Below are 23,568 nucleotides of genomic sequence, written 5' to 3' on the forward strand. Positions count from 1 at the left end.
TCTTGTATCATTTTTGCATTCTTTTAGGGAGAATTTACAATGAAATATGATGAAATTTTTAGAGAATACGACATCCGCGGCATCTTTGAAAAAGACTTGACAGAGGACAGCGTCAAGGCTATAGGACTTGCTTTGGGTAAGAAATTTAACGAATTTGGCGTGAAAATTTTAAGCGTTGGTTTTGATGCAAGGCTAAGTGCTAGCACGCTTTTTAGGTATCTGCTAAGCGGTCTAAACAAGGCTGGCGGCTTTAAAATTTATAATATCGGCTTGCTACCAACTCCTATTGGCTACTTTAGCGTTTATGCTGACTATTTTGACGCAAACATCATGATCACAGGCTCTCACAATCCAAAAGAGTATAACGGCTTTAAGATTACTATCAAAAAAGATAGTTTTTTTGGCAAAGACCTGCAAATTTTAAAAGATAAAGTCAATGAAATAATCGCCTCTGGTGAGCAAATAGCAGACGATGAGAGCTGTGAGAAATTTAACATCTTAGAAAAATACGTTAAGTTTTTTGTAAAAGAATTTAGTGAGCTTAAAAATTTCAAAAAGCCTTTTGTTATCGACTGCGCAAATGGTGCTGTTGGCGTGAGCTTAGTGCCCATCGTCAAGGCACTTGGACTAAATGCGAAAATTTTATATGAAGATCCAGACGGAAATTTCCCAAATCACCACCCAGACCCAAGCGAAAAAGAGAATTTAAAAGAGATATTTTCGCTCATCGAAAAGAAAGAATTTGACCTTGGATTTGGCTTTGACGGAGATGGCGATAGGATCGCTGTTATAACGCCAAAAAGGGATATAAAAGGCGATGAACTGGCATATCTTTATGCGCTAAATATGAAACATCCAAAGGTGCTTGGCGAGGTTAAATGCTCACAAAATATGTATGATGAGATCGCCAAGATCGGCGAAGTTTTTATGGGAAAAACTGGTCATAGCAACATCAAAAAGATGATGAAAGAGCTAAATGTAGATCTTGCGGCTGAAGTGAGCGGCCATATCTTCTTTAAAGAGCGCTATTTTGGCTTTGATGATGCGCTCTATGCGATGATGAGGGTGCTTGAGCTAGTTCATAAGGGCTTTGACCTTGACGGTGAGCTTGATAAGATGCCGCTTGTCTTTAGCACCGATGAGATCAAGATAAAGACGACTGACGAGGCTAAATTTAAGATAGTTGCTAAGCTAAAAGAGTGCGTGAAAAAAGAGGGTTGCGACCTGCCAAAGATAAAAAATATCATTGATATTGATGGCATTAGAATTCAGTTTGAAAATGGCTGGGCGCTGGTGCGTGCGTCAAATACAACGCCGGTTATCGTTACTAGATTTGAAGCTAAAAGCAAGGAATTTTTAGAAGAGATCGAGCAAAAAGTGACAAATTTGCTAAAGAGCTTAATGTAGCTTACAAAAAGCATTTTGGGTTAAATTTACTCCAAAATGCTTTTCAAATTTTTATTTAAACATCCAACTTATCTGGCTTTTGCTGGTTTCTTTTCGGGCAGTTCCGCATACATGCCGTGCAACAATTCTCCAATCAAATTCGCATCCTCAAATTTCTCGAATACATGCATTAACGTCTTTGAGCCATTATAAGGATAACGTAGTTCTGAGTCTGCAAGAAGTCTGTCCGATGTCGGCGTTCTCTTTAAAAACAGTTCATTATTACAAATGTCACCTATCAGTTTACCGTTAAAATATACAAGGTATCCACCCATCATGGATTTTATGACAATATCGCCGAATTCAGAAAATCTATCGCGAACATATTCATTAAATTCATTCACTATGATCACTCACTTTGAATTTAGAGTTTGCCGCCTTCGACGACTAGAGATTCAGGATTTACGCTGTCACCATAGATCGGTTTTAGTGTTGCGTCATAGTCTTTGTGGAAGAAATTTTCTTTTCCAAGCTCGATGATCTCGTTATTTAGCCACTCAAGCAAGGCTTTGTTGCCCTTTTTGACAGCTGGAGCTATCACATCCACATCGCCAAGCGCCTCAACGCCAACGACAAAGCCAGGAGTCTCTTTCGCCCAGGCAAAAAGTAGGGCGTTATCATGCGCTAGAGCTGCACCTCTTTTATCAACCAAAGCTGCAAAAGTTTCGGTGTTTTGATCATACTTTAAAAGCTTGATATCAGGATAATTTTTTGTAAAAAATGCGTCTGCGGTTGTGCCTTTATTGACGATTAGTGTTTTATCTTTTAGTTCATCGACGCTCTTTATCACAGCGCCTTCTGGGCTAACGATGCCAAGTGAGACCTTCATATATGGAAGCGCAAAATCAACAACTTGCGCGCGCTCAGGCGTCTTTGTGAAATTTGCAAGCGTGATATCGACCTTGTCAGCTGTGAGCACTTCGACCCTGCCAGCAGCCTCGACTAGCTCAAATTTGACCTTGCTCTCATCGCCAAGCAAGTCTTTTGCGATGCGTTTTGCAAAGTAGATGTCATAGCCTTGGTTTTTGCCGTCTTTATCGACGTAGCCAAATGGCGGTTTGTCGCTAAAAACGCCTATCCTTATATATCCACGCTCTTTGATCTTTGCGATCGTATCAGCTTGGTTTGAAGCGGCCGCTTTGTCCGCACCTTTGTCATCACCACAACCCGTTAGAAAGACGGTAGCGACTAATGCTAATAAGAAAAATTTAAATTTTCTCACTCTTTCTCCTTTGAAAAATTTAGTAAATAAGAGCGACCAAATCTCGCTCTAAACGCATTTTGAAAAACGGCAAATTATCTCTTATTTTTTCTAAAACGAGAATAAATTTAGAAATTTCTTCGCTCTCTCGCTCTTTGGATTAGTAAAAAACTCCTCTGGTTCGCTGATCTCCACGATCGCTCCAGCGTCCATAAATACGATCTTATTTGCAACCGCTCTTGCAAAGCTCATCTCGTGGGTGACTATTAGCATCGTCATGCCATCTTTGGCTAAATTTAGTATCACGTCAAGCACTTCTCTAACGATCTCTGGATCAAGCGCAGCCGTAACCTCGTCAAATAGCATGATCTCAGGGTTTAAGCAAAGGCTTCTAACGATGGCTATGCGCTGCTTTTGGCCGCCGCTTAGCTCCTTTGGATAGGTAAATTTCTTATCAAGTAGCCCAACCTTGCTTAGCCACATATCAGCGGTCTTTTCAGCCTCAGCTCTATCTCTTTTTTGCACTTTTAAAGGTCCAAGAAGGACGTTATCTATGACGTTCATATGATCAAATAGCTCGTAGCTTTGAAAGACCATGCCTACCTTTTGGCGGATCCTTTGCCACTCATTAAATTTAGCATCTATCGCTTCGCCGTCTATGACGATCTCGCCGCTTGCTATGCTCTCAAGGCCGTTTATGCACCTAAGTGTTGTGCTCTTGCCACAGCCTGATGGTCCAAGAAGCACGACCACTTCGCCACTTTTAACCTCTAAGCTTATATCTTTTAAAGCGTGAAGCTCTCCATAAAATTTATTGATTTTTTTAAGTTCTAAGATATTTTCGCTCATTTTAGCTCCATTTTTCTTCTAGTTTTTTCGATAGTTTTGAGACTGGATAGCAGATCGCAAAATATAAAAAGAATATGAGCGTATATATCCAAAATGGCGCCATAGGATTTGTAAATACATTTCGCTCGATGATCTGCTGACCGACTTTGACCACCTCTACAACGCCGATTAGCACGACGATAGAGGTTGTTTTTATCATACGGCTTAGTAAATTTACTGCTCCAGGCACCAGCCTTCTAGTAGCAAGCGGGATGATGACATAAAAGTAAATTTGAAATTTACTAAGTCCTAGTGAGGCGGCTGACTCAAACTGGTGCTTTGGTATCGAGGTGATCGCTCCTCGCACGATATCCATCATCTCAAAAACGCCCCAAAGGCTAAAGACGATGAGCGAGGCGGTAAATGCTGAGATATGGATATCAAAAGCCTTGCTAACGCCAAAATAAAATAAAAATAGCCAGACGATCTGAGGCATGATGCGAACGATCTCGAGGCAAATTTTTAAAATAAGATAGATAAATTTGTTTTTCATGCTCATCAAAACGCCAAGTATGAGGCCGCCGATGACGGAGATGATGATAGAGATGAGTGAAATTTCAGTGCTTACTACAAGACCTTCAAGCAGTCTTAGTAAATTTTGCGTGTCAAATAATATACTAACTCCTTGCATTTCTCACCCTTTTTTCGACGTAGCTAAGCGCCAGCGAGACTGGCAAAATGATGACAAGATAGCTAATAACCAGCATAAAAAGCGCCTCATCTGTCTTGTAGTAAAGTCCGATGAGATCTTTTGCGACGTAAACTAGATCAGCAAGTGCTACGATGCTGACGATGCTTGTCTCTTTTAGTAAAAATATGACGTTTGCGCTGATGCTTGGAAGTGCCACGCTAAAGGCTTGTGGCAAGATGACATATCTTAGGAGCTGGTTTTTACTAAGTGCGATGCTAAGTCCTGCTTCTATCTGCGACTTTCTCACCGCCTCAAAGCCAAGTCTAAAGCTCTCGCTCATGTAGCTGCCACCAAGAAAGCTAAGTCCAGCGACCGCACAGGTAAAGCCACTCATCGACACTCCAAGCTTTGGCAAGCCGTAGTATAAAAAGAAGAGCTGGATAAGAAGCGGTGTGTTTCTTGAAAGCTCAACGTAGCAATCAACTAGTTTTGAGAGAAATTTTAGCTTGTAAAATTTCACAGCCATGCAAAAAATGCCTATCAAAATAGAAAAAACGATCCCTAAAAAGGCGATCTGGCAGGTGAGAATCCCAGCCTTTACAAAAAGGGGGTAAAATTTCTCAATAAACTCAAAATCCATAAACTTTAATCCAATCTGAAAAATGGAGATATTCTAACTTAATAATCATAAATTTAAAACTAATTAGGTATTATCACGCTTTAAATTTAAGCTTACAAAAAGGATAAAATTTGATCGATCTTTTTCAGATCATCGGCTTTTTAGGGATGATTTGTATCGTGATGGGCTACTTTTTACTTCAGATCGGCCGCCTAAATAGCCGCGATCTAGCCTATCAGATAATAAATTTAGCAGGTGCGGTGCTGCTTATAATCTCGCTTTTTGTGCACTTTAACCTCGGCTCATTTTTGATAGAGGTCTTTTGGATAATCATTACGATTTATGGAATTTATAAAATTTACAAGGAGAGAGCGTGAGAGCGTATGCAGAGTGGGAAGAGCAGGAGCTTTTGTTTTTATCGCTGCCACATAGTAAGAGCGACTGGGAGCCTTATTTGGAGGAGATTTTGGCGGGCTATGAGGAGCTTGTGGCTGCTATTACGCCGTTTGAAAAGGTGGTGCTCATCTGCCCTGATGAGGCAAATTTTGATAGATTTAAGAAATTTAAAAATGTAGAGTTTGTTAAGCTTGATACTGACGATACTTGGATCAGAGACTACGGCATGATCGACGTTTGCACCAAGGACGGCGTAAAGAGCTATGACTTTAAATTTAACGCTTGGGGCGGTAAATTTAAGAGTTCAAAAGATGATGCGATAAATTTGGAGCTAGCTAAAATTTATAAAACTAAGCTTGAGCCTGTTGATATGATACTAGAGGGCGGAAGCATCGAGTTTAACGGAGATGGCGTGCTTTTAACCACCTCAAAATGCCTGCTAAATGAAAATAGAAACAAAGCGCTTAGCAAAGAGCAAATCGAAGAAAAATTAAAAAGTTTGTTTGGCTTAAAGCGTATCATCTGGCTTGAAAATGGCTTTATAAGAGGCGATGACACAGATAGCCACATCGACACTTTAGCGCGCTTTATCACGCCTGATACGATAGCTTACGTAGCTTGCGAAGATGAGAGTGATGAGCACTTTGATGAGCTTAAAAGGATGGAGGATGAGCTTAAAAAAACTGGCTTTAAGCTGCTTGCTCTGCCACTACCAAAACCTAAATTTTATGATGGCAAAAGGCTTGGCTGCACCTATGCAAACTTCATCTTTATAAATGGTGCGCTAATCGTGCCAACATATAACGACAAAAACGATGAAAAGGTGCTAAATTTACTAGCCAAGGCGCTGCCAGATAGAAAGATCATCGGTGTAAATTCGCTAGTTTTTGTCCGTCAAAATGGCTCACTTCACTGCTCAAGCCAAAATAGATACAAAAGGTCTTAATCTTGTCAAGTCCGTTTGATTATGAGTTTAACAGCATAAATAAGCAAGAGTGCACGCAGGGCGAAAATAAGGCTGTTATCGCAGCTGGAGCTTGCGCCTTTTTGCTAGCACTTGTGAAATTTACAGCTGGACTTTTTAGTGGCTCGGTCGCTGTGCTTGGCTCGGCGATTGACTCGATGCTTGATTTTATCGTTTCGCTTTTAAATTTATTTGCGCTTAGAAAGTCAAGAAAGCAAGCTGATGAGAAATTTAACTTTGGCTACACAAAGCTAGAAGCGTTAGCAGCGCTATTTGAGTGCGTCATCATCGTAGTGGCTGCTGGATATATATTTTATGAGAGCGTTAAGAAATTTAGCGAGCCAAATTTAGAGATAGACCTTGGCTTAAGTCTTGGCGTGATGGTATTTTCGGTCGTAGTGACGCTATGTTTGGTGCTATTTTTAAACCAAATTTCTAAAAAAAGTGGCAACCTTATCATAAAAGCAGACGCGCTGCACTATAAGATGGACCTTTTTAGCAACCTTGCGGTCATCATCTCGCTACTTATCATTAAATTTAGCGGATTTGTGATGATAGATGCGATCTTTGGTATCGTGATAAGCGGCTACATCGCTCAAAGCGCCATAAGTCTTGGCAAAGACGCCTTTGGTGTCTTGCTAGATCACGCAGCAAGCCATGAGGTCACAGCTGAGATCATCAAGATGATAAAGGCAAAAGAGAGGATTTCAGACTTTCACTACCTAAACACAAGACAGAGCGCAAATACCATATTTTTAACGCTGCATTTAGTTTTTGACAAAGATATCTCGCTTTACGACGCGCACGAGGTGGCCGACTCGCTTGAAGCTGAGATAAGAGAGAAATTTAAGGAATTTTCGTGGCAGATAACCACGCATTTAGACCCATACAACGACAAAGAAGGGAGATGAGATGAAAGTAGCACTACTTCAACAAGAATTTAAAGGGACAAAAGAGGCGACTATCGCAAAGACACTTGAGCTAATAGCCGAGGCAAAAAAAGGCGGTGCTGATCTAGTTGTCTGCCAAGAGCTGCACCAGACGCAGTACTTTTGCCAAAGCGAGGATACAAATTTCTTTGATCATGCAAACGACTGGCAAGAAGACGTCGCTTTTTGGGGTAGGGTAGCAAAAGAAAATGGCGTGGTTTTAGTCACTTCGCTCTTTGAAAAGAGGGCTGACGGACTTTATCACAACACCGCCTTTGTCTTCGAGCGTGACGGCAGCGTGGCTGGCAAATACAGAAAAATGCACATCCCTGATGACCCTGGATTTTACGAGAAATTTTACTTCACGCCTGGTGACATTGGCTTTGAGCCTATTGAAACTAGTCTTGGCAAGCTTGGCGTTTTGGTATGCTGGGATCAGTGGTATCCAGAGGCAGCAAGGCTAATGGCGCTAAAAGGGGCGAAAATTCTCATCTATCCAACGGCTATTGGCTGGTTTGAGGGCGATAGTGATGATGAAAAGTCAAGACAGCTTGAAGCGTGGGTGGCGGTGCAAAGAGGTCACAGCGTGGCAAATGGTCTGCCAGTTGTTGCAGTAAATCGTGTGGGCTTTGAAAAAGATGATAGCGGCGTTATGGATGGGATAAAATTTTGGGGAAATAGCTTTGTTTTTGGGCCACAAGGCGAGCAGTTATTTCGCGCAAATAGCACAGATGAGCTTTGCAAGATCGTTGAGATAGACATGAAAAGAAGCGAAGAAGTGCGCAGAATTTGGCCATTTTTAAGAGACCGCAGGATCGATGCCTACGCAAATATCACAAAGAGATTTATCGATTAAATTTAGAGCTAGAATTTCTAGCTCTTAAAATTTAGAATGCTCGTAAAAGAAATATAAATTTATTCTTAAGAAAATATTTTTTTAAGCCTTGATTGTGTAGAATAGTTGCAACTTTACCAAAATGGCATAAAAATATCATATCAAAAAGATACAAAGCTAAATTTATAGAATAAAATAGCCTTAAATTTTTTGAAAGGATTTTAGATGAAAACTACTTCTTTGGCACTTGCTGGATTGCTTTTGGCAACAACACTTTCAGCAAAAGAATTTATCAGTATCGGCACTGGCGGCATGACAGGTACATACTATCCGATAGGTGGAGCGATCTGCCGCTTGGCAAATAAAAATACAGACGTAAAATGCTCTGTTCAATCAACTGGCGGCTCTGTTTATAACGTAAATAACGTCCTTAAAAAAGAGCTCACATTTGGCTTTGTTCAAAGTGACGTCGTCTATGATAAGTATAACGGCACTGGCAAATTTGACGGAGCAAAAGACGAAAATTTACGCTCAGTAGTTGCGATCTATCCAGAGCTTCTTGCATTTGTTGTAGCAAAAGACAGCGGCCTAACAAGCGATCTCTCTTCATTTGCAGGTAAAAAATACAACGTCGGAAACCCAGGCAGCGGCAACGAAGTGAGCACGCTTGAAGTCTTTAAAGCAAAGGGCTTTGACGTTTCAAAACTAGGATACCGCGGTGTTTTAACAGTTGGCGAATGCCCACACGCACTAAAAGATAAAAAGATAGACGGATATAGCTTTGTCGTTGGTCACCCAACTGCAAACATCACTGATGCTGCGACATCTTTACCTATTGATATCCTAAACATCGAAGGTAGCGAGATCGATAATCTTCTTAAAGAAAAACCATACTTTGCAAAAGGCGTGATCCCAAAAGGCTCTTATGACGGCGTCGATCACGATGTAAATACTATTGGTGTAAAAGCTGTTTTAGTAACTAGCAAAGATACAAAAGATGAGGCTGTAAAAGCTGTGATAAAAGCTATCTTAGATAACTTTGATGAGTATAAAACTCTTCACCCAGCGCTAAAATCAGTTAAAAAAGAAGATCTTGTTCAAGGTCTTTCAGCTCCGCTTCACCCAGCTGCAGAGGCTGCATTTAAAGAAGCTGGCATCTTAAAATAATCCATTTCCAGGGGCTTTTGCCTCTGGATAAAATTTAAATATGCAAATTTCTTCTAAATTTATATATTTAAATTTTAAAGGAGAAAGATGAACGAAGTTAATGACAACGAAGAACAATTTGTCGAGGTAAAGACAAGAGAGATAAATAGCAATATTTACAACTATTTCATCGCATTTGCGTGTTTCTCTTGGTCAGTTTTTCAGCTTTATATAGCGTATTTCCCACTAAATACTAACATCTCACGCTCAGTGCACCTAGCCTTTGCGGTTGGGCTTGTATTTTTGCTCTATCCAGTCACTTTTCATAAAAAGGCTCACTCAAGTTTGCCGTTTTACGACCTAGTTTTTTGCGTGGTAGGCGTTGTTGCCGTGCTTTATCCAGCGGTTTATTTTTATGAGTTAGCTGATAGGACAGGGGACTACATCACTCAAGATATCGTCATATCGTTTTTAGCGATCATTGTCTTGCTTGAGGCTGGCAGGCGTGTCATGGGACCAGCGCTTCCTATCATTTGTATATTATTTTTGATATATGATCACTTTGGTCCTTATATGCCAGACATTATCGCTCATCAAGGCGCTAGCTTTGAAAAGATCGCAGGACACATGTTTTTGACAACTGAGGGCGTCTTTGGCGTGCCTATTGGCGTTAGCGTTAGTTTTATCTACCTTTTTGTTCTTTTTGGTTCATTGTTAGAGCGAGCAGGCGCTGGACAATACTTTATAAATTTAGCCTTCTCGCTTCTTGGCAAATATAGAGGTGGCCCAGCTAAGGCTTCAGTCATCGCAAGCGGCCTAACAGGTATGGTCTCAGGTAGCTCAACAGCAAACGTCGTAACCGTTGGTACATTTACCATACCGCTTATGAAAAAAGCTGGTCTTTCACGCACAAAAGCTGGAGCTATCGAGGTTGCAGCTGGCGTAAATGGACAACTCATGCCTCCTATCATGGGTGCGGCTGCTTTTATCATCGCTGAGTTTTTAGGTATGACATATACAAATGTCATGATGGCAGCGGTTATCCCAGCATTTGCTTGTTATTTGTCACTATTTTTCATCGTGCATCTAGAGAGTGTTAAACTTGGACTAAAAGGCATAAATCAGAGCGAATTTCACTCAAGATTTAAAATTTTCGTTAGCGGTCTTCACTATATAACGCCTATTTTGATCCTGCTTTATACGCTTTTAATCGCAAAAGAGTCAGCCATAGCTGCAGCGTTTAATGCGATTGGATTTTTATTTTTGATAATGATCTTTCAAGAGCCAACTAAAAAGCTTGCTTCAGGCGAAAAAGTAGGACTAAGTGACGTGCTTCTTGGTTTTGAGGATATATTTTGGGCGATGGTCGCAGCTGCAAAGAGCATGACCACAATAGCCATCGCAACCGCACTTGCTGGCATCATCGTGGGCTCTATCTCGCTTACTGGCCTTGGTCAGGTGCTCTCTGATCTAGTTGAGCTTTTAGCAGGCGATAACATCATGATGATCCTAGTTTTAACAGCTCTTATGTCGCTCATCCTTGGCATGGGTCTTCCAACGACAGCAAACTACATCGTCGTCTCAAGCCTTGTTGCGCCAGTTATCTTGTTTTTGGCGCATAAAAATGGCTTTTTGATCCCTGCTATCGCCGTGCATCTTTTTGTATTTTACTTTGGAATTTTAGCCGATGACACGCCACCAGTTGGCATCGCAGCCTACGCAGCAGCGGGCATTGCTAAAGCAAATCCAATAACCGTTGGCGTGCAAGGATTTTTTTACGATCTAAGAACGGCGATTTTGCCATTTGCTTTTTTCTTTAACAACAAACTTATGCTAATTGATAGCATAAACACGAGCGATCCACTTGATTCAAAAGGTATCGTTTGGATGAGCAATCCACTTGAAATTTTGCTCGTCTTTGGTATGGCAGTTGTAGGCATGTTTGCCTTTTCAAGCTTGCTTCAAGGCTACTACGTCACAAAGCTTAGGATTTGGGAGAGGGCGCTACTTATCCCAGTCGTGCCTCTAGCACTTGTGCCAAACATCTGTGTGAAATTTGGCCTAATGCCAAACGAATACACAGCCTACATCGTAGCAGCGGCCATTTATGGCTTTGTTTTTATGACCCAGTGGGGCATAAAAGATAAACCGCTTGATCAAATAAGAGCGATATAACATTAGGCAAGATCTCTCTTGCCTAAACTTTTTTAAATTTATTTCTATTGATTTTGTAAAAAGTGAGAATTTAGGCTTTAAAAGCCTAAAGATCAAAGTTGTTTTGAGCGTTTTAGATCGCCTGCAAACTCGCAAGACATCTTATCACTTAGTTTGCAACCTTTTTCTAAGAAGGTGTAAGCCTCTTTAAATTTCTTAGCTTCTATTAGCATCGAGCCTATCATACCGCAAGAGTAGCCGTCGTTTTGCTCGCAAGCTTTGTTAAAAAGTTCTCTTGCTTTTTGCGGATCGTTATCTAGATAAATTCCACCAGCTGCTGAGCAACCCTCTTTTTCGCCACCTTGACAAGCTTTGTTGTAAAACTCTAACGCTTTGTTGCTATCTGGTACGTCTGTTTTGCCAAGCTGATAGATTGCACCTACTTTTACGCATGATTTCGCGTCATTTGCTGCGCATCCTGCTTCAAATTTAGACAAAGCCTCAGTGAAATTTGAGTCAGCATAAGCTTTCAAGCCATCTTCAAAGTCGCCTGCTAGAGCGCAAGCTGCAAGAAGCGAGATAAAAATCATTTTTTTCATTAAATTTTCCTTTTGTAAAGTAATATGCAATTTTAACATATTAAATTTACACTTACTTGATGAAAAATAATTACGATTTTAAAATTTGCTCTTGCTCTTTGTAGTCAGGCATGATGGCTTCTATAAATTTATAAAAACTGCTTTGATGATGCGGATAGAGCAGGTGAGTAAGCTCGTGAAGCACGACGTATCGCACAGCTGAGAGCGGTTTTTCTATAAGTCTTAGGCTTAAGTTTATATAGCCTTTTTTGTGGTTGCAGCTGCCCCAGCGAGTTTTGCTATCTCTTATGACGATGCGACTAACTGGCTTATTGATATGAGGCTGATAGTAGTTTATAAGCTCTAAAAATAGCTCTTTTGCTCTTGCTTTTTTAAAGCGCTCAAGTGCCTTTAAATTTGGCGTTATGATAAATTTATCTTCAAAAAATGGCACATTTATGCTCTCATCAAATTTGATCTTATAAATTTGCCCAAGAAATTTCATCTCATCATCTTTTGGCAAATTTAAAAGAGCTTTTTTGTAAGCATTTTCAAGCCAAATTCTGTGCGTCTCAAGAAAGCTAAGAGCCATCTTTTGCGTGCTGTAAAATGGCATAGAAAGCGTGATCTTAGCGTCCTTACCAACTCTTAATCGCATAGCCTTTACATTTGTTTTAAAATTTATTAAAACGCTTAAGCCATAAAAGTCTAAATTTAGGCTCTTTTGCCTTAAACTAGGCGTTTTTCTTGCCACTTTTTGCTTCTCCAGCGCCATGTATTTGCAAGGCCTCTTAGCCACTCATCAGCGCAAAATCCTATCCAAACGCCAACGATGCCCCAGCCAAGGTGTATGCCTAAGAAATATCCAAGCGGCAGCGAAAGCCCCCACATAAAGATAAGCCCAGTCGCTAGCGGGAATTTCGCGTCGCCACTTGCACGAAGGGCATTTACGATGACGATGTTAAAGGTTCTGCCAGCTTCTAGCACGATCGAGAGTGTAAAGAGTGGTAGCATTATCTTGCGCAAGCCATCATCTAAATTTAGTGCGTCCATGATCTTATACTTTAAGGCGTAGGCGATCAAAACGACGACGAGCGTGATAGAAATTCCAAGCCACAAGGCTTTAAAGGTTCTTGCGTAAGCCTCGTTAAACTCGCTAGCTCCCACTAAATGCCCCACGATGACCTCGTTTGCCACGCTGATACTAGCTCCACAAAGCAAGATGAGAAGAGTGATCTGAAAGTAGATAGTCTGCACGCTAAGAGTTGCCTCGCCCATGCTCGCGATAAAGCCAAAAGCGACCATGTATTGCGCCATCCAGAGTAAATTTTCGCCAGCGCTTGGTAGGCCAACTGAGAGTATTTTCTTTAAAATTCCAAACGGCACGACAAGCAGTCCGCTAAGATAAATTCTAACTTTTGCCACGCGTATGAGCATGTAAAGTAGGACAAAAAGGCCTATTAGTCTGCCCACAAATGTCGAGATAGCAACACCTTGCAGGCCTAAATTTGGCAGATCAAACCAGCCAAAAAGAGCGATGGCGTTGCCAAAGATGGTGATGATGTTCATCAAAACCGAAGTTAGCATCACAGCAGTTGCTAGATTATAGACGCGAAGCACCGCAGCTAGCACCATGCCGATGCCATCAAATAGCAATGCAAAGCCAAGGATGTGAAGGTATGAGAAGCTATCGTTTATGAGATCACTTGGCACGTTTAGTAAATTTAAGATGTTGTAGCCAAAGACGTAGATGATGATGGCTGAAAAGATGCCAAAGACCGTATTTGACGTGATGCTTGCGTGTATGACGCTTGAAGCTAGCTCGTTTTGCTTTGCTCCAAGTGCTTGTGCGACGACGACTGAGCAGCCCATGCTTAAAAAGTTAAAAATGGTCATAAAAAGGTCCATCACTTGATTGCCCGCACCCATGGCGCCAACTAGATGCACGCTCACTTTTGTCACCATGTAGGTGTTTATGATAAGCGTTATAAAGTGCAAAAACATATCTAAAAATATAGGGACGACCAGCTTTTTCATAGAAAGATTCATAAATTTCTCCTTTTTTAAATTTTGGGCGATTATAGCCAAATTAGGTTTTAGCTCCCTTTTGATATAATCCAAAAAATTTAAAATTTGAGAGAAAAATGGCATTAATCGACCTAATAGACGTAAGTAAAAAATTTGGCGCAAATGAAATTTTAAATGGTGTAAATTTTAGTATAAATGAAAATGAAAAGATAGCGATCATCGGCAAAAACGGCAGCGGCAAGAGCACACTTATGAAGATCATCTCCGGCGAGGTGGTAGCAGATAGCGGAAGACGCATAGTGCAGAGCTTAATAAGCGTCGAGATGCTAGCGCAAAATCCAAATTTTAACGCCACATTTAGCGTAAGAGATGCGCTAAATAACGAGCTAAAAGAGATATTTGACGCGATAAGCGAGTATGAAAAAAGCGGCGCCCTGCTAGCAAATGACCCAGAAAACAGAGAAATTTTAAAAGAGCAAGAGAGACTTTTAAAATTTATAGAGGCAAAAGACGGCTGGAATATCGAGCACAAGATCGAGCGAATTTTGCAAGAATTTAAGCTAAAAGAGTATGAAAACAGACCCATTTGCTCGCTAAGTGGTGGCGAGATCAGGCGTGTGGCACTGGGCGCGCTCATCCTTAAAAAGCCAGATGTGCTGCTGCTTGATGAGCCGACAAACCACCTTGATGTCTATATGGTCAAATTTCTTGAAGATATGCTTAAAAGCTCAAATCAAAGCATAGTTTTTATAAGCCACGATAGGTATTTTATCGATGCGCTGGCAACTAGGTGCGTTGAGGTCGAGGATGCAAACTTAAAAAATTTCGAGGGCGGATACGCAAACTATCTAACCAAAAAAGAGGAAATTTTAGCTAGCCTTGCAAAGTCGCATGAGACGCTGCTAAAACAGCTAAAGGCTGAAGAGGAGTGGCTAAGGCGCGGCGTGAAAGCTAGACTAAAGCGAAATGAGGGCAGAAAAGAGCGGGTGCTTGCTATGCGCGAGGAGGCTAAGAAAAACCCAGGCGTGATAAGGCGTGTGAGGCTTGAGCTAGAGCGTGCGAGTAAAAATTTCAACCAAGTTCAGAGCCAAAACCGCAAAAAAATGCTCTTTGAGTTTAAAAATTTAAGCAAAAGTATAGACGGCAAGGTGCTTTTTGAAAAATTTGACGCAAGGGTCTTGCAGGGCGAAAGGATCGCCATTGTGGGACGAAATGGCAGTGGAAAGAGCACGCTACTTAAAATTTTGCTAGGGCTTGAAAAGCCAAGTAGCGGCGAGATAAAAAGAGGCGAGGTGAGTATCGGCTACTTTGATCAAGCTAGAAATGTCCTTGATGATGACAAGAGTTTAATAGAGACATTTTGTCCAAATGGCGGCGATCACGTGCTAGTTCGTGGGCAAAATATGCATGTTTATGGCTATCTTAAAAATTTCCTCTTTCCAAAGGAATTTTTAGATAAAAAGATAGGCGTTTTAAGTGGTGGCGAGAAAAACCGCGTCGCGCTTGCGATGCTTTTTACCAAAACTTACGATGTGCTGGTGCTTGACGAGCCGACAAACGACCTTGACATCGCAACTATCAACATCTTAGAAGACTACTTGCAAAGCTTTGAAGGGGCTATTTTGCTAGTTAGTCACGATAGATATTTTGTCGATAAGATGGCAAATAAGCTCTGGGCGTTTGAGGGGACAAAGATAAATGTCTTGCACGAGGAGTATAGCGTCTATTTGGAGCTTGAAGATGAGATGAAAGAGCTTGATAAATTTGAAAAAGAGCTAGCAAATAGCCAAAATGAAGCCAAGCAAAAGAGCAAAACCAGTGCAAAACTAAGCTACAAACAAACGCAAATTTTAAACACATATCCAGATAAAATTTCAGCTCTTGAAGCAAGAGTAGCTGAGCTAAATGAGGGGCTTAGCGATCCAAAAATTTATCAAGAAGTGGGGCTAATTAAGCTTTATGAAGAGCTAGAAAGTGCAAAAGCCGAGCTTGAAAGTCTAGAAAATGAGTATTTTGAAGTGCTTGAGATCGCCGAGGAGCTAGAGTAGCTTGAAAAAGATCGGTAGGATAAGCGCGCTAAATACGAGAGTTGTTAGGCAAAATTTAGCCACAAGCATGAGCCTTTTGATAGGTAAAGAGAGATTTAGCGGGGTGTTTTCACCAGAGATAGAAAAATATGAAGTAGGCGATCTAGTCCGGATAAAATATAAAAAGGTTGGATTTTTAAATAAGATAGAGACCATTAGGCTAATCGCGACAAATAGAGAAAATTCGGACTTATATGAAAGGTTGAAAAATTTATTTTATATGATTATGTTTTTTTATTTTTCTCTTTTTTTATTGATGGTGATTTATTATGGGGTTTTAAAGAATTTTAGTATTATTGGAGCTATTTTAGCGTTATGTGCTGTCTGGCTATTAAATACAGTAGTTAGAGTAGTATATTATCAGTTTTTGATTTTTAGATATTTTATATTTGGATAGAACTTTGAAATTTAAATGTATGAAAGGTTTTTGCGCCATGATGAGGTCGCTAAATTTGTTTGAAACGAGGCTAAAATGCTAAAAAAACATCCGCTAATCTCAGTAATAATCGCCATTGTTGTGATATTTTTTGCTACCTACTTTTTTGTCTTTGGGTTAGTTTCTATTTTAGATGACGACATTGGCGATAGTAAAGAGCTAAATAATAGCTTTTTTTACGTCAAAGACGACAAGGTCTATGCCTTGGTGCCAAGTGGTGGTAAATTTGAGCTAATAGGCGTGAGGGCCAGCAAATTTAGATACATTGACACTGGCAAATACGACAACAGAAACGTTGGCGCTAGCGATAAGGCTGTATATTGTGGTAATCTCGTGATGAGCGGGCTTGATCCAAATGGCGTTAGAGCGCTTGGCAATGGCTACTTTGGCGATGGCAATGTAACATATTTTTGCGATAGCGAAAGCGAGACAAACCTCGAAATATCCGCACTTAAAGAGTTTTGGGACATCCTCTCACATAAAATGTTTAAAACCCCAAAGGCGCAAACTCATATCTATAAATTTAGGCAGGTTGATAACGCAAATTTAGCAGCGATCTTGGGCTTTGGCTACGCAAGTGACGGCGTGAAGGTCTATCATGAGGGCAAAGAGCTAGAGGGCGCAAATGCCAGCAAAATGCGCTACATCGAGCAGGTATCTGGCAGAAAGAGCGTGCATTTTACGACTGATGGGGAAAATGTCTATTACGACAGCACAAAACTAGGGATCAAATTTAGCCCGCAAATGCGTGATATCGGCGAGATATGGCGCATTCATTATCTTTATGAGCCAAATTCTGGCATGGTCTATGCAAACGATCATGAATTTGACCAAAAATTCGCCCCATACGAGCCACTTTTTAACCTAGAAGATAAGCATACCTATCACGCTCTTTTTCGCGGCAAAGGCGGGATCTATCACTGGGAGCGAAAGTGGCAGTGGTATAACAGCATAGATGAGGGCGAGTTTGTAAGGGACGGCGATGATCCGTTTAAAGGCGAGATAACGCCGCTATATGGCGATGTGGTGATAAGCGATGGCAAGACATATTTTTTAAAAACCTATGAAATTTGGCACAACACAAAACAGAACCACAGCCTAAGCTCACGCCACACGTCTATCGTAAGGCTTGATACAAAAGAGCAGTGGCGAAAGATCGGCTTTGTAAGAAACGATGGCTACGGAGCGGTCTATGCAAACGGCGATAAGACCTATTATTTTGATAACGTCGGCTACGGCTGGCGTTTTAACAGCAGCATTTATGATATAAACGACCTTGGCGTGGTTGAAATCCTCACTCGTCCTTATGACTCAAATGTTGAGAATTTAAAACTTGATGAGATAGTAAAAATGGTAGATCAAGGCGCTATGGTGCCAGCTGAGGGCGAGGTGGTGATCGATGCGATAAGCGACTTTGATGATTACTCGCAAAAATATGCCTACTGGATATTTTTAGCCATCGCATTTATAATGTCGGTAGTTGGCGCTATTTTTAAAAATAAAAATCAAAAAAGCGAGCTTAAAAAAAGGGTGGATGATTATAGATAATGAGAAAAATTACTATTAGATTTGTTTATTTTTTAGTTATCTTGATGCTATTTTTTGTTTTGGCGATGCTTTATTTATGGCATGAGGGCGAGCATCAAAGAAGCTTTGCAAACATTGATAATAGCGAGTTTTACCGCTCGCCTGAGGGTAAAATTTACGTTCAAATTTCAGGTAGCGGCAAGTATGAGCTAAAAGGCGTCGATGAGGCTAGTTTTAGGGTCTTAAAGCTAAAACACGCGTATGATTACTCAAACGTGGGAGCTGATAAAAATCATGTCTATTGCGCTAGAGAAATTTTGCCTGGTCTTGATCCAAAAAGTGCCAAAGTGCTTGGCAATGGCTATCTAAGTGATGGCAAGATAAGCTATTTTTGCGCTACTAGAAGCGAGAAAGAGCCAGGATTTAGCGAATTTGGCGCCATTATGAAAAACCTTGCTCACGTTTTTATAAAAAGCTACGATGATAGCCCTTATTTTTACAGGACAAAAAGGGTTGAAAGCACAAATTTAGAGCCTATCTTTGACGCTGGTTTTGCAAGAGACGGTAGCACGCTTTACTACAAGGGCGAAAAGCTTGACGCAGATCCTAACGAGCTAAGATACATCGCGACAGAAAGCGGCGCTGCTAGCGGATATTACACAGATGGCAAAAGCTTGTTTATGGGCTTTTATAGGCTTGATACAAGCTATTCAGATGAGACGCGCCGGATATGCTATGACCCAAAGCACGATATAGAATATCTTTTTGAGCCAAAAAGTGGAGCGGTGTTTGCAAATGAGCATAAATTTAGCGCTCAAAATATGCCTTATAGCGCCATTTATAGCGTGGATAACGTGCATTCGTTTTGGCCTCTTTTTGCCAGCAAAGATGGAATTTACTTTTGGGATGGCACGAAAAACGAACAAGCTAAAATTTCAGACTACCAGCTAAAAGGCGAGCTAAAAAGGCTCTATGCTGATGTTTTTGTAGATGAGAGCTTGGCGTATTTTTTACAGCAAGGCGAAGAGTGGCGGCGCTCAAAGCATGGCAGGCACTTAGAGGCGCAAACAGTCTCTTTATATAAATTTGCCCCAAGCAGCTCTTGGCGTGAGGTAGGGCAGGTAAGAGATGGCGAGTATGGCGCGGTCTATACAAACGGCGAGAAGGTCTATTTTTTTAGCAAGATAAAGCCATTTTATGGCATAAAGCATAGCGTTTATGAGGTGGTGGGTCCTAGCGTCATAGAAATTTTAACAAGAGCGTCTAAAGAGCTTAGCGCAAAAGATATCAGCGATATGATAAAGCGTGGCGAGCTAGTGGAGGCAAGCGGCGAAGAGGTCGCAAGATCGAGGATAGAGTATGACTCGCCAAAGATCATTTTGTATATCACATTTGGCATCGCTTTTGTCGTCATAGTGCTAACAACTCTTGCAAAACCAAAGAGAGATGAAAGAGACTTGAGATAAATTTCAAAGTAGCTATTTTTGGTGGCTAAAGCTTAAAATTTCATAAAAATTTAAAGAGAAAATTTGGCCTATTTACTCTTTTTTGTTATTTTAAGGCAAAACTGAAATTTATAAAAAGGAGAAAAATGTTTAAATTTCAAAGGTCAAAATTTAATAATTCAGTATTTATCCCATCGCTTGTTATTATATTTTTAATAGCGGCATTTGCAGCGATATTTCCAAATTTCTCAAATGAGTTTTTTAAGGGTATGCAAAACTACATCGCGGCCAAATTTGGCTGGTTTTATATCCTAGTCGTTGCCGTCATACTGCTAAGCGTCATCATTCTTGGCTTTAGTAAGCTTGGCGAGATCAAACTAGGAGCTGATCACGTAAAGCCAGAGCACAAAAATATCTCGTGGTTTTCTATGCTGTTTGCCGCTGGCATGGGCATAGGTCTAGTGTTTTTTGGTGTGGCTGAGCCGCTCATGCACTATCTAAACCCACCAGTTGGCGACGCGCAAACTATCGCAGCGCAAAAGCTTGCGTTGAATATCACATTTTTTCACTGGGGCATGAGCGCATGGTCGGTTTATGCCATTGTGGCGCTTATCCTTGCCTTTTTCTCGTATAGGCACGGCTTGCCACTCACGCTTAGATCGGCATTTTATCCGATCATCGGAGATAAAATTTACGGCAAGATAGGTAGCGCCATCGATACATTTGCCGTTGTGGCGACCCTTTTTGGTGTGGCGACATCGCTGGGATATGGCGTACTTCAGGTAAATGCTGGCCTTACGCACGTTTTTGGGCTGCCGACTATGCATATCACGCTTCTAATAGTGCTTTGTTTTGCAGCTACCATCTCAGCGGCAAGTGGTGTCGATAAGGGCATCAAGATCTTATCAAACGCAAATATCGCGCTAGCTATATGTTTTATGTTTTTGATACTATTTTTGGGCGATACGACGCAGCTTCTAAAGTCGTTTGTGCAAAACAGCGGCGACTACATCTCTACGCTCATTTCAAATACATTTAATCTCTACGCCTACGAGAGGCAAAACGAGAGCTGGCTTGGCGGCTGGACGCTGCTATACTGGGCTTGGTGGCTATCTTGGTCGCCGTTTGTGGGGCTATTCATCGCTAAAATTTCAAAAGGCAGGACGATAAGAGAATTTGTCATAGGCGTGCTTTTAGTGCCAACTGGCTTTACTTTTGCTTGGATGAGCTTTTTTGGTAACTCGGCGATTGCGCTTGTTCAAAGTGGCTTTAGCGAGCTAGCGACCACGGTAAATTCCGACTCAGCCTCAGCACTTTTTATGTTTTTAGAAAAATTTAGCTTCTCAGGCGTGCTAAGCGTGATCGCAGTCTTTATGATCGTCATATTTTTCGTGACTTCTGCCGACTCTGCGGCGATCGTTATGAACATGCTTTGCTCAAACGGCAAGGATGATACACCAGTTTGGCAAAAGGTCTTTTGGGGCGTTACAGTGGGCGTCGTGGCGGCATTTTTGATGCTAGCAGGCGGTCTTGCCTCACTTCAGGCACTTACGATCACGACAGCACTGCCATTTTCCATAGTGCTACTTGGCGCCATTTACGGGCTATTTAAGGCGCTACGTGTGGATCTAACCAAAAAAGAGACAAATAACTTTAGCAACATGCCCATTAGTGATCTTTCAAAGCCGTGGCAAGAGCGCCTAAGTGCGATCATTACGCTGCCAGGCAAGAAAGATGGCAAGAAATTTTTAAACGAAGTCGTGCTAAAAGCTTTTAACGAGCTAAAAGAGGAATTTGCCAAAAACGGCCTTGAAGCAAAGGTCACAAATGGCGAAAATTTTGTAAATTTAAACGTTGGACTTGGCGATGAGATGGACTTTAGATATGGCGTCTATCTCACCAAAAGTCAGAGCCCAGACTACACCAGAGAGCTTGACGGCGACGATCTTTACTACAGAGCCGAGGTCTATCTAAAAGAGGGCGGTCAGGACTACGATGTGCTTGGCTGGAGCGAAGCTACGCTGATAAACGATGTCATCGAACAATACCGCAAACACATGCAGTTTTTACACGTCGTTAGAGAGTAAATTTGAGTGAAATTTGCCTAGATTTTTAAAATTCTGGGCAAATTTGCAAATTTAATCTAGTTATTTCATAAATTTTAAAATTCCATTCACTCGCAAGAATTGACTACTAAAATTTGGCTTCGCTTACAGCTTAGCTCAAATTTTAGAGCCGAAATTACTCGTTCATGAAATTTTAAAATTTATCGTAGTTTTCAAACTGCATGCAGTGCGAAGCGCTGGAGCATGCACCTTGAACGTGCGAGGGGTTTAGGGGATTTAAAAAGGGGGATAAGGGGACGGCTTTGCTTCGCGAGCTCGCAACTGCAAGCAGACCGTAATTCAAGTCCCCCTTGTCTCTTTTTTGATAAATTTATATCTCAAAGCAAATTTTAAAATTCCATTCACTCGCAAGAATTGACTACTAAAATTTGGCTTCGCCTGCCGCTTAGCTCAAATTTTAGAGCCGAAATTACTCGCCCATGAAATTTTAAAATTTGCCTGATGCTTATCTGACGTGATAAATAAAATTTGCTATAGTTTTTAACCACATGCAGTGCGCTAGCACCATTGCATGCACCTTGAACGTGCGAGGGGATTGTGGGATCTAAAGGGAGATAAGGGGACGGCTTCGTAATTCAAGTCCCATTGTCTCCCTTTTGAATAAAAAGAATTTTACCCACAAAAATAAAAATAAATTCCGTCCATAAAAGTCCTAAAATTTAGCAAAAAAGTCAAATTTACACGCAAGCATCGCCTTTTGCTAGCAAAATTTAATCATTTTTTTTATATAATCCAAGTTTTTCACAAAGGTAGATAATATGGATAGAAAATCGTGGAGTTCAAGACTTACATACATTTTAGCTGTTGCAGGGGCTACGGTCGGCTTTGGCGCGACGTGGCGGTTTCCTTACTTGGTCGGTCAAAACGGTGGTGGGGCCTATGTTTTGGTATTTTGCATAGCGATGATAGTCATTGGTATTCCTATGATTTTGGTTGAAAACGCCATTGGCAGGCGCCTAAAGTGCAACGCTGTCGATGCATTTGGTGGCACAGTAAATGGCAAAAAGATCAGCAAAAAATGGCAGATAGTGGGCTGGATGGGGCTTGTTGGCGCATTTGGCATCATGGCTTATTATATGGTTATCGGCGGCTGGGTCTTAAACTATATCGCTCAAATTTCATTTGGCCTGCTTGATCTCTCGCACATCGTGAGCTTTGAGCAAACAAGCGCATTTTACGAGCAAAATATTGTCAGCAACCCACTTGCCATCAGCTTTGCAACCCTTGCCTTCGTGCTTGTAAACTACGCTATCTTGGTGCAAGGCGCAGTGGGAGGCATCGAGCGCTCAGCAAAATATCTAATGCCGCTTCTTTTTATCTTGATGCTAGTCATGATCGCTAAAAACATCACGCTTGGGGGTGCGATGGAGGGTGTGAAATTTTATTTAACGCCTGATTTTTCAAAGATAAGCTTAAAGCTTTTTGTCGAGGTTTTGGGACAGGTTTTCTTTGCGCTTTCGCTTGGATTTGGCGTGATGATAACGCTCTCAAGCTTTGTTAAAAAAGACGAAGGTTTAGTTAAAATTTCTATCATCACAGGCATCTTAAATACCGTCATAGCCGTACTTGCTGGCTTTATGATATTTCCGTCGCTCTTTAGCTATGGCGTCTCGCCAGATAGCGGCCCGAGCCTAGTTTTCAAGTCGCTTCCGATCGTCTTTTCACACATGCCTTTTGGCGGATTTTTCGCGGTTGCGTTTTTCGCGCTTCTTATGATCGCTGCGCTTACGACGTCGTTACCGATATATGAAGTGATCATTACCACGCTGCAAGAGAAATTTAAGATAAAACGCAAAAAAGCGATATTTTTAGTGCTTAGCGTCATCTTCGTGCTTGGGAATTTGCCCTCACTTATGGCTACAAATTTACTAAGCCACGTAAGCATTTTTGGTAAAAATATCTTTGACGCATACGACGCGATAAGTGCAACCATATTTTTCGTGCTGACCTCACTTGGATGTGCGATATTTGTCGGCTGGGTGCTAAAAGATGAAGCGAAAAAAGAGATCTTGCAAGGCAGCGAAAAATACGCAAAGCTTATAAATATTTGGTTTTTCTATATCAAATTTATCGTGCCTTTTGTCATTTTGGTGCTATTTATCAGCAGTTTTTACGACAACTTTTTGAAGTAA

21 protein-coding genes are annotated in these 23,568 nt (G+C 41.2%); 13 read left to right on the top strand and 8 right to left on the bottom strand.

Annotation, left to right across the window (positions count from 1 at the left end; all coding sequences use genetic code 11):
* The first annotated feature begins 39 nt into the window (after positions 1 to 39).
* The gene (locus CVS81_RS07535; RefSeq protein ID WP_107965576.1) at positions 40 to 1,407 is read left to right on the top strand and encodes a phosphomannomutase/phosphoglucomutase; all 1,368 of its coding nucleotides are present in this window, start codon (positions 40 to 42) and stop codon (positions 1,405 to 1,407) included.
* 68 nt (positions 1,408 to 1,475) lie between these two features.
* On the opposite strand, the gene CVS81_RS07540 is transcribed toward CVS81_RS07535, so the two are convergent.
* The 5 genes from CVS81_RS07540 to CVS81_RS07560 all read right to left on the bottom strand — a co-directional run bounded on the left by CVS81_RS07540 (position 1,476) and on the right by CVS81_RS07560 (position 4,806).
* On the bottom strand, positions 1,476 to 1,790 hold the full coding sequence (locus tag CVS81_RS07540; RefSeq protein ID WP_107965624.1) for a TfoX/Sxy family protein: 315 nt from the start codon (positions 1,788 to 1,790) through the stop codon (positions 1,476 to 1,478).
* Between the two features lie 20 nt (positions 1,791 to 1,810).
* Entirely contained in the window at positions 1,811 to 2,668 is an 858-nt protein-coding gene (locus CVS81_RS07545; protein ID WP_009293645.1) for a cysteine ABC transporter substrate-binding protein, read from the bottom strand.
* Positions 2,669 to 2,758: 90 nt separating this feature from the next.
* Positions 2,759 to 3,496 (bottom strand): amino acid ABC transporter ATP-binding protein, encoded by a 738-nt coding sequence (locus CVS81_RS07550; RefSeq protein ID WP_107965577.1) that lies wholly within the window; start codon positions 3,494 to 3,496, stop codon positions 2,759 to 2,761.
* Between the two features lies 1 nt (position 3,497).
* A complete protein-coding gene (locus tag CVS81_RS07555) occupies positions 3,498 to 4,166 on the bottom strand; it encodes an amino acid ABC transporter permease (protein WP_107937025.1) in 669 nt (222 codons plus the stop codon).
* A complete protein-coding gene (locus tag CVS81_RS07560; protein ID WP_009293648.1) occupies positions 4,153 to 4,806 on the bottom strand; it encodes an amino acid ABC transporter permease in 654 nt (217 codons plus the stop codon). The genes CVS81_RS07555 and CVS81_RS07560 overlap by 14 nt, the downstream gene beginning before the upstream one ends.
* 110 nt (positions 4,807 to 4,916) lie before the next feature.
* On the opposite strand from CVS81_RS07560, the gene CVS81_RS07565 reads away from it, so the two are divergent.
* From CVS81_RS07565 to CVS81_RS07590, 6 genes are all read left to right on the top strand, one after another.
* Positions 4,917 to 5,162: a CBU_0592 family membrane protein gene (locus CVS81_RS07565; protein ID WP_021089339.1), complete on the top strand. Its 246-nt coding sequence runs from the start codon at positions 4,917 to 4,919 to the stop codon at positions 5,160 to 5,162.
* Positions 5,159 to 6,127, top strand: a complete 969-nt coding sequence (locus CVS81_RS07570; RefSeq protein WP_107965578.1) for an agmatine deiminase family protein — start codon at positions 5,159 to 5,161, stop codon at positions 6,125 to 6,127. The genes CVS81_RS07565 and CVS81_RS07570 overlap by 4 nt, the downstream gene beginning before the upstream one ends.
* Positions 6,128 to 6,129: 2 nt before the next feature.
* Positions 6,130 to 7,056 (top strand): cation diffusion facilitator family transporter, encoded by a 927-nt coding sequence (locus CVS81_RS07575; RefSeq protein WP_107965579.1) that lies wholly within the window; start codon positions 6,130 to 6,132, stop codon positions 7,054 to 7,056.
* Between the two features lies 1 nt (position 7,057).
* The gene (locus CVS81_RS07580; protein ID WP_107696230.1) at positions 7,058 to 7,930 is read left to right on the top strand and encodes a carbon-nitrogen hydrolase; all 873 of its coding nucleotides are present in this window, start codon (positions 7,058 to 7,060) and stop codon (positions 7,928 to 7,930) included.
* A gap of 204 nt (positions 7,931 to 8,134) precedes the next feature.
* Positions 8,135 to 9,076 (top strand): TAXI family TRAP transporter solute-binding subunit, encoded by a 942-nt coding sequence (locus CVS81_RS07585; protein ID WP_002940425.1) that lies wholly within the window; start codon positions 8,135 to 8,137, stop codon positions 9,074 to 9,076.
* 87 nt (positions 9,077 to 9,163) lie between these two features.
* Positions 9,164 to 11,230: a TRAP transporter permease gene (locus CVS81_RS07590; RefSeq protein ID WP_107965580.1), complete on the top strand. Its 2,067-nt coding sequence runs from the start codon at positions 9,164 to 9,166 to the stop codon at positions 11,228 to 11,230.
* Positions 11,231 to 11,322: 92 nt separating this feature from the next.
* Here the strand turns inward: CVS81_RS07590 and CVS81_RS07595 are convergent, their stop codons facing one another.
* From CVS81_RS07595 to CVS81_RS07605, 3 genes are all read right to left on the bottom strand, one after another.
* Positions 11,323 to 11,808 carry a tetratricopeptide repeat protein gene (locus CVS81_RS07595; protein WP_107965581.1) on the bottom strand — a complete coding sequence of 162 codons (486 nt, stop codon included), beginning with the start codon at positions 11,806 to 11,808 and terminating at the stop codon, positions 11,323 to 11,325.
* A gap of 70 nt (positions 11,809 to 11,878) precedes the next feature.
* Positions 11,879 to 12,562: a M48 family metallopeptidase gene (locus CVS81_RS07600; protein WP_107965582.1), complete on the bottom strand. Its 684-nt coding sequence runs from the start codon at positions 12,560 to 12,562 to the stop codon at positions 11,879 to 11,881.
* Entirely contained in the window at positions 12,517 to 13,836 is a 1,320-nt protein-coding gene (locus CVS81_RS07605) for an MATE family efflux transporter (RefSeq protein ID WP_107848377.1), read from the bottom strand. Before CVS81_RS07605 ends, CVS81_RS07600 begins: the two co-directional genes overlap by 46 nt.
* 95 nt (positions 13,837 to 13,931) lie before the next feature.
* Between CVS81_RS07605 and abc-f the strand changes: the two genes are divergently transcribed.
* From abc-f to CVS81_RS07635, 6 genes are all read left to right on the top strand, one after another.
* Positions 13,932 to 15,863 carry a ribosomal protection-like ABC-F family protein gene (abc-f, locus tag CVS81_RS07610; RefSeq protein WP_107965583.1) on the top strand — a complete coding sequence of 644 codons (1,932 nt, stop codon included), beginning with the start codon at positions 13,932 to 13,934 and terminating at the stop codon, positions 15,861 to 15,863.
* Position 15,864: 1 nt separating this feature from the next.
* Positions 15,865 to 16,299 (top strand): hypothetical protein, encoded by a 435-nt coding sequence (locus CVS81_RS07615; protein WP_087581869.1) that lies wholly within the window; start codon positions 15,865 to 15,867, stop codon positions 16,297 to 16,299.
* Positions 16,300 to 16,374: 75 nt separating this feature from the next.
* Complete coding sequence (locus CVS81_RS07620; protein ID WP_107965584.1) at positions 16,375 to 17,886, top strand: DKNYY domain-containing protein; 1,512 nt, start codon at positions 16,375 to 16,377, stop codon at positions 17,884 to 17,886.
* Entirely contained in the window at positions 17,886 to 19,331 is a 1,446-nt protein-coding gene (locus CVS81_RS07625) for a DKNYY domain-containing protein (protein WP_107965585.1), read from the top strand. Before CVS81_RS07620 ends, CVS81_RS07625 begins: the two co-directional genes overlap by 1 nt.
* Before the next feature lie 125 nt (positions 19,332 to 19,456).
* Positions 19,457 to 21,397, top strand: a complete 1,941-nt coding sequence (locus CVS81_RS07630) for a BCCT family transporter (RefSeq protein WP_107965586.1) — start codon at positions 19,457 to 19,459, stop codon at positions 21,395 to 21,397.
* A 797-nt stretch (positions 21,398 to 22,194) separates the two neighbouring features.
* Positions 22,195 to 23,568 (top strand): sodium-dependent transporter, encoded by a 1,374-nt coding sequence (locus CVS81_RS07635; protein WP_107965587.1) that lies wholly within the window; start codon positions 22,195 to 22,197, stop codon positions 23,566 to 23,568.

The organism is Campylobacter concisus, assembly GCF_003049065.1.
GTDB lineage: Bacteria > Campylobacterota > Campylobacteria > Campylobacterales > Campylobacteraceae > Campylobacter_A > Campylobacter_A concisus_BE.

Coding starts and splice junctions, on each gene's coding strand:
- CVS81_RS07590 (WP_107965580.1), top strand. CDS start 9,164: ATGAACGAAGTTAATGACAACGAAGAACAATTTGTCGAGGTAAAGACA.
- CVS81_RS07585 (WP_002940425.1), top strand. CDS start 8,135: ATGAAAACTACTTCTTTGGCACTTGCTGGATTGCTTTTGGCAACAACA.
- abc-f (WP_107965583.1), top strand. CDS start 13,932: ATGGCATTAATCGACCTAATAGACGTAAGTAAAAAATTTGGCGCAAAT.
- CVS81_RS07605 (WP_107848377.1), bottom strand. CDS start 13,836: ATGAATCTTTCTATGAAAAAGCTGGTCGTCCCTATATTTTTAGATATG.
- CVS81_RS07630 (WP_107965586.1), top strand. CDS start 19,457: ATGTTTAAATTTCAAAGGTCAAAATTTAATAATTCAGTATTTATCCCA.
- CVS81_RS07600 (WP_107965582.1), bottom strand. CDS start 12,562: ATGGCGCTGGAGAAGCAAAAAGTGGCAAGAAAAACGCCTAGTTTAAGG.
- CVS81_RS07550 (WP_107965577.1), bottom strand. CDS start 3,496: ATGAGCGAAAATATCTTAGAACTTAAAAAAATCAATAAATTTTATGGA.
- CVS81_RS07635 (WP_107965587.1), top strand. CDS start 22,195: ATGGATAGAAAATCGTGGAGTTCAAGACTTACATACATTTTAGCTGTT.
- CVS81_RS07560 (WP_009293648.1), bottom strand. CDS start 4,806: ATGGATTTTGAGTTTATTGAGAAATTTTACCCCCTTTTTGTAAAGGCT.
- CVS81_RS07595 (WP_107965581.1), bottom strand. CDS start 11,808: ATGAAAAAAATGATTTTTATCTCGCTTCTTGCAGCTTGCGCTCTAGCA.
- CVS81_RS07620 (WP_107965584.1), top strand. CDS start 16,375: ATGCTAAAAAAACATCCGCTAATCTCAGTAATAATCGCCATTGTTGTG.
- CVS81_RS07625 (WP_107965585.1), top strand. CDS start 17,886: ATGAGAAAAATTACTATTAGATTTGTTTATTTTTTAGTTATCTTGATG.
- CVS81_RS07535 (WP_107965576.1), top strand. CDS start 40: ATGAAATATGATGAAATTTTTAGAGAATACGACATCCGCGGCATCTTT.
- CVS81_RS07555 (WP_107937025.1), bottom strand. CDS start 4,166: ATGCAAGGAGTTAGTATATTATTTGACACGCAAAATTTACTAAGACTG.
- CVS81_RS07580 (WP_107696230.1), top strand. CDS start 7,058: ATGAAAGTAGCACTACTTCAACAAGAATTTAAAGGGACAAAAGAGGCG.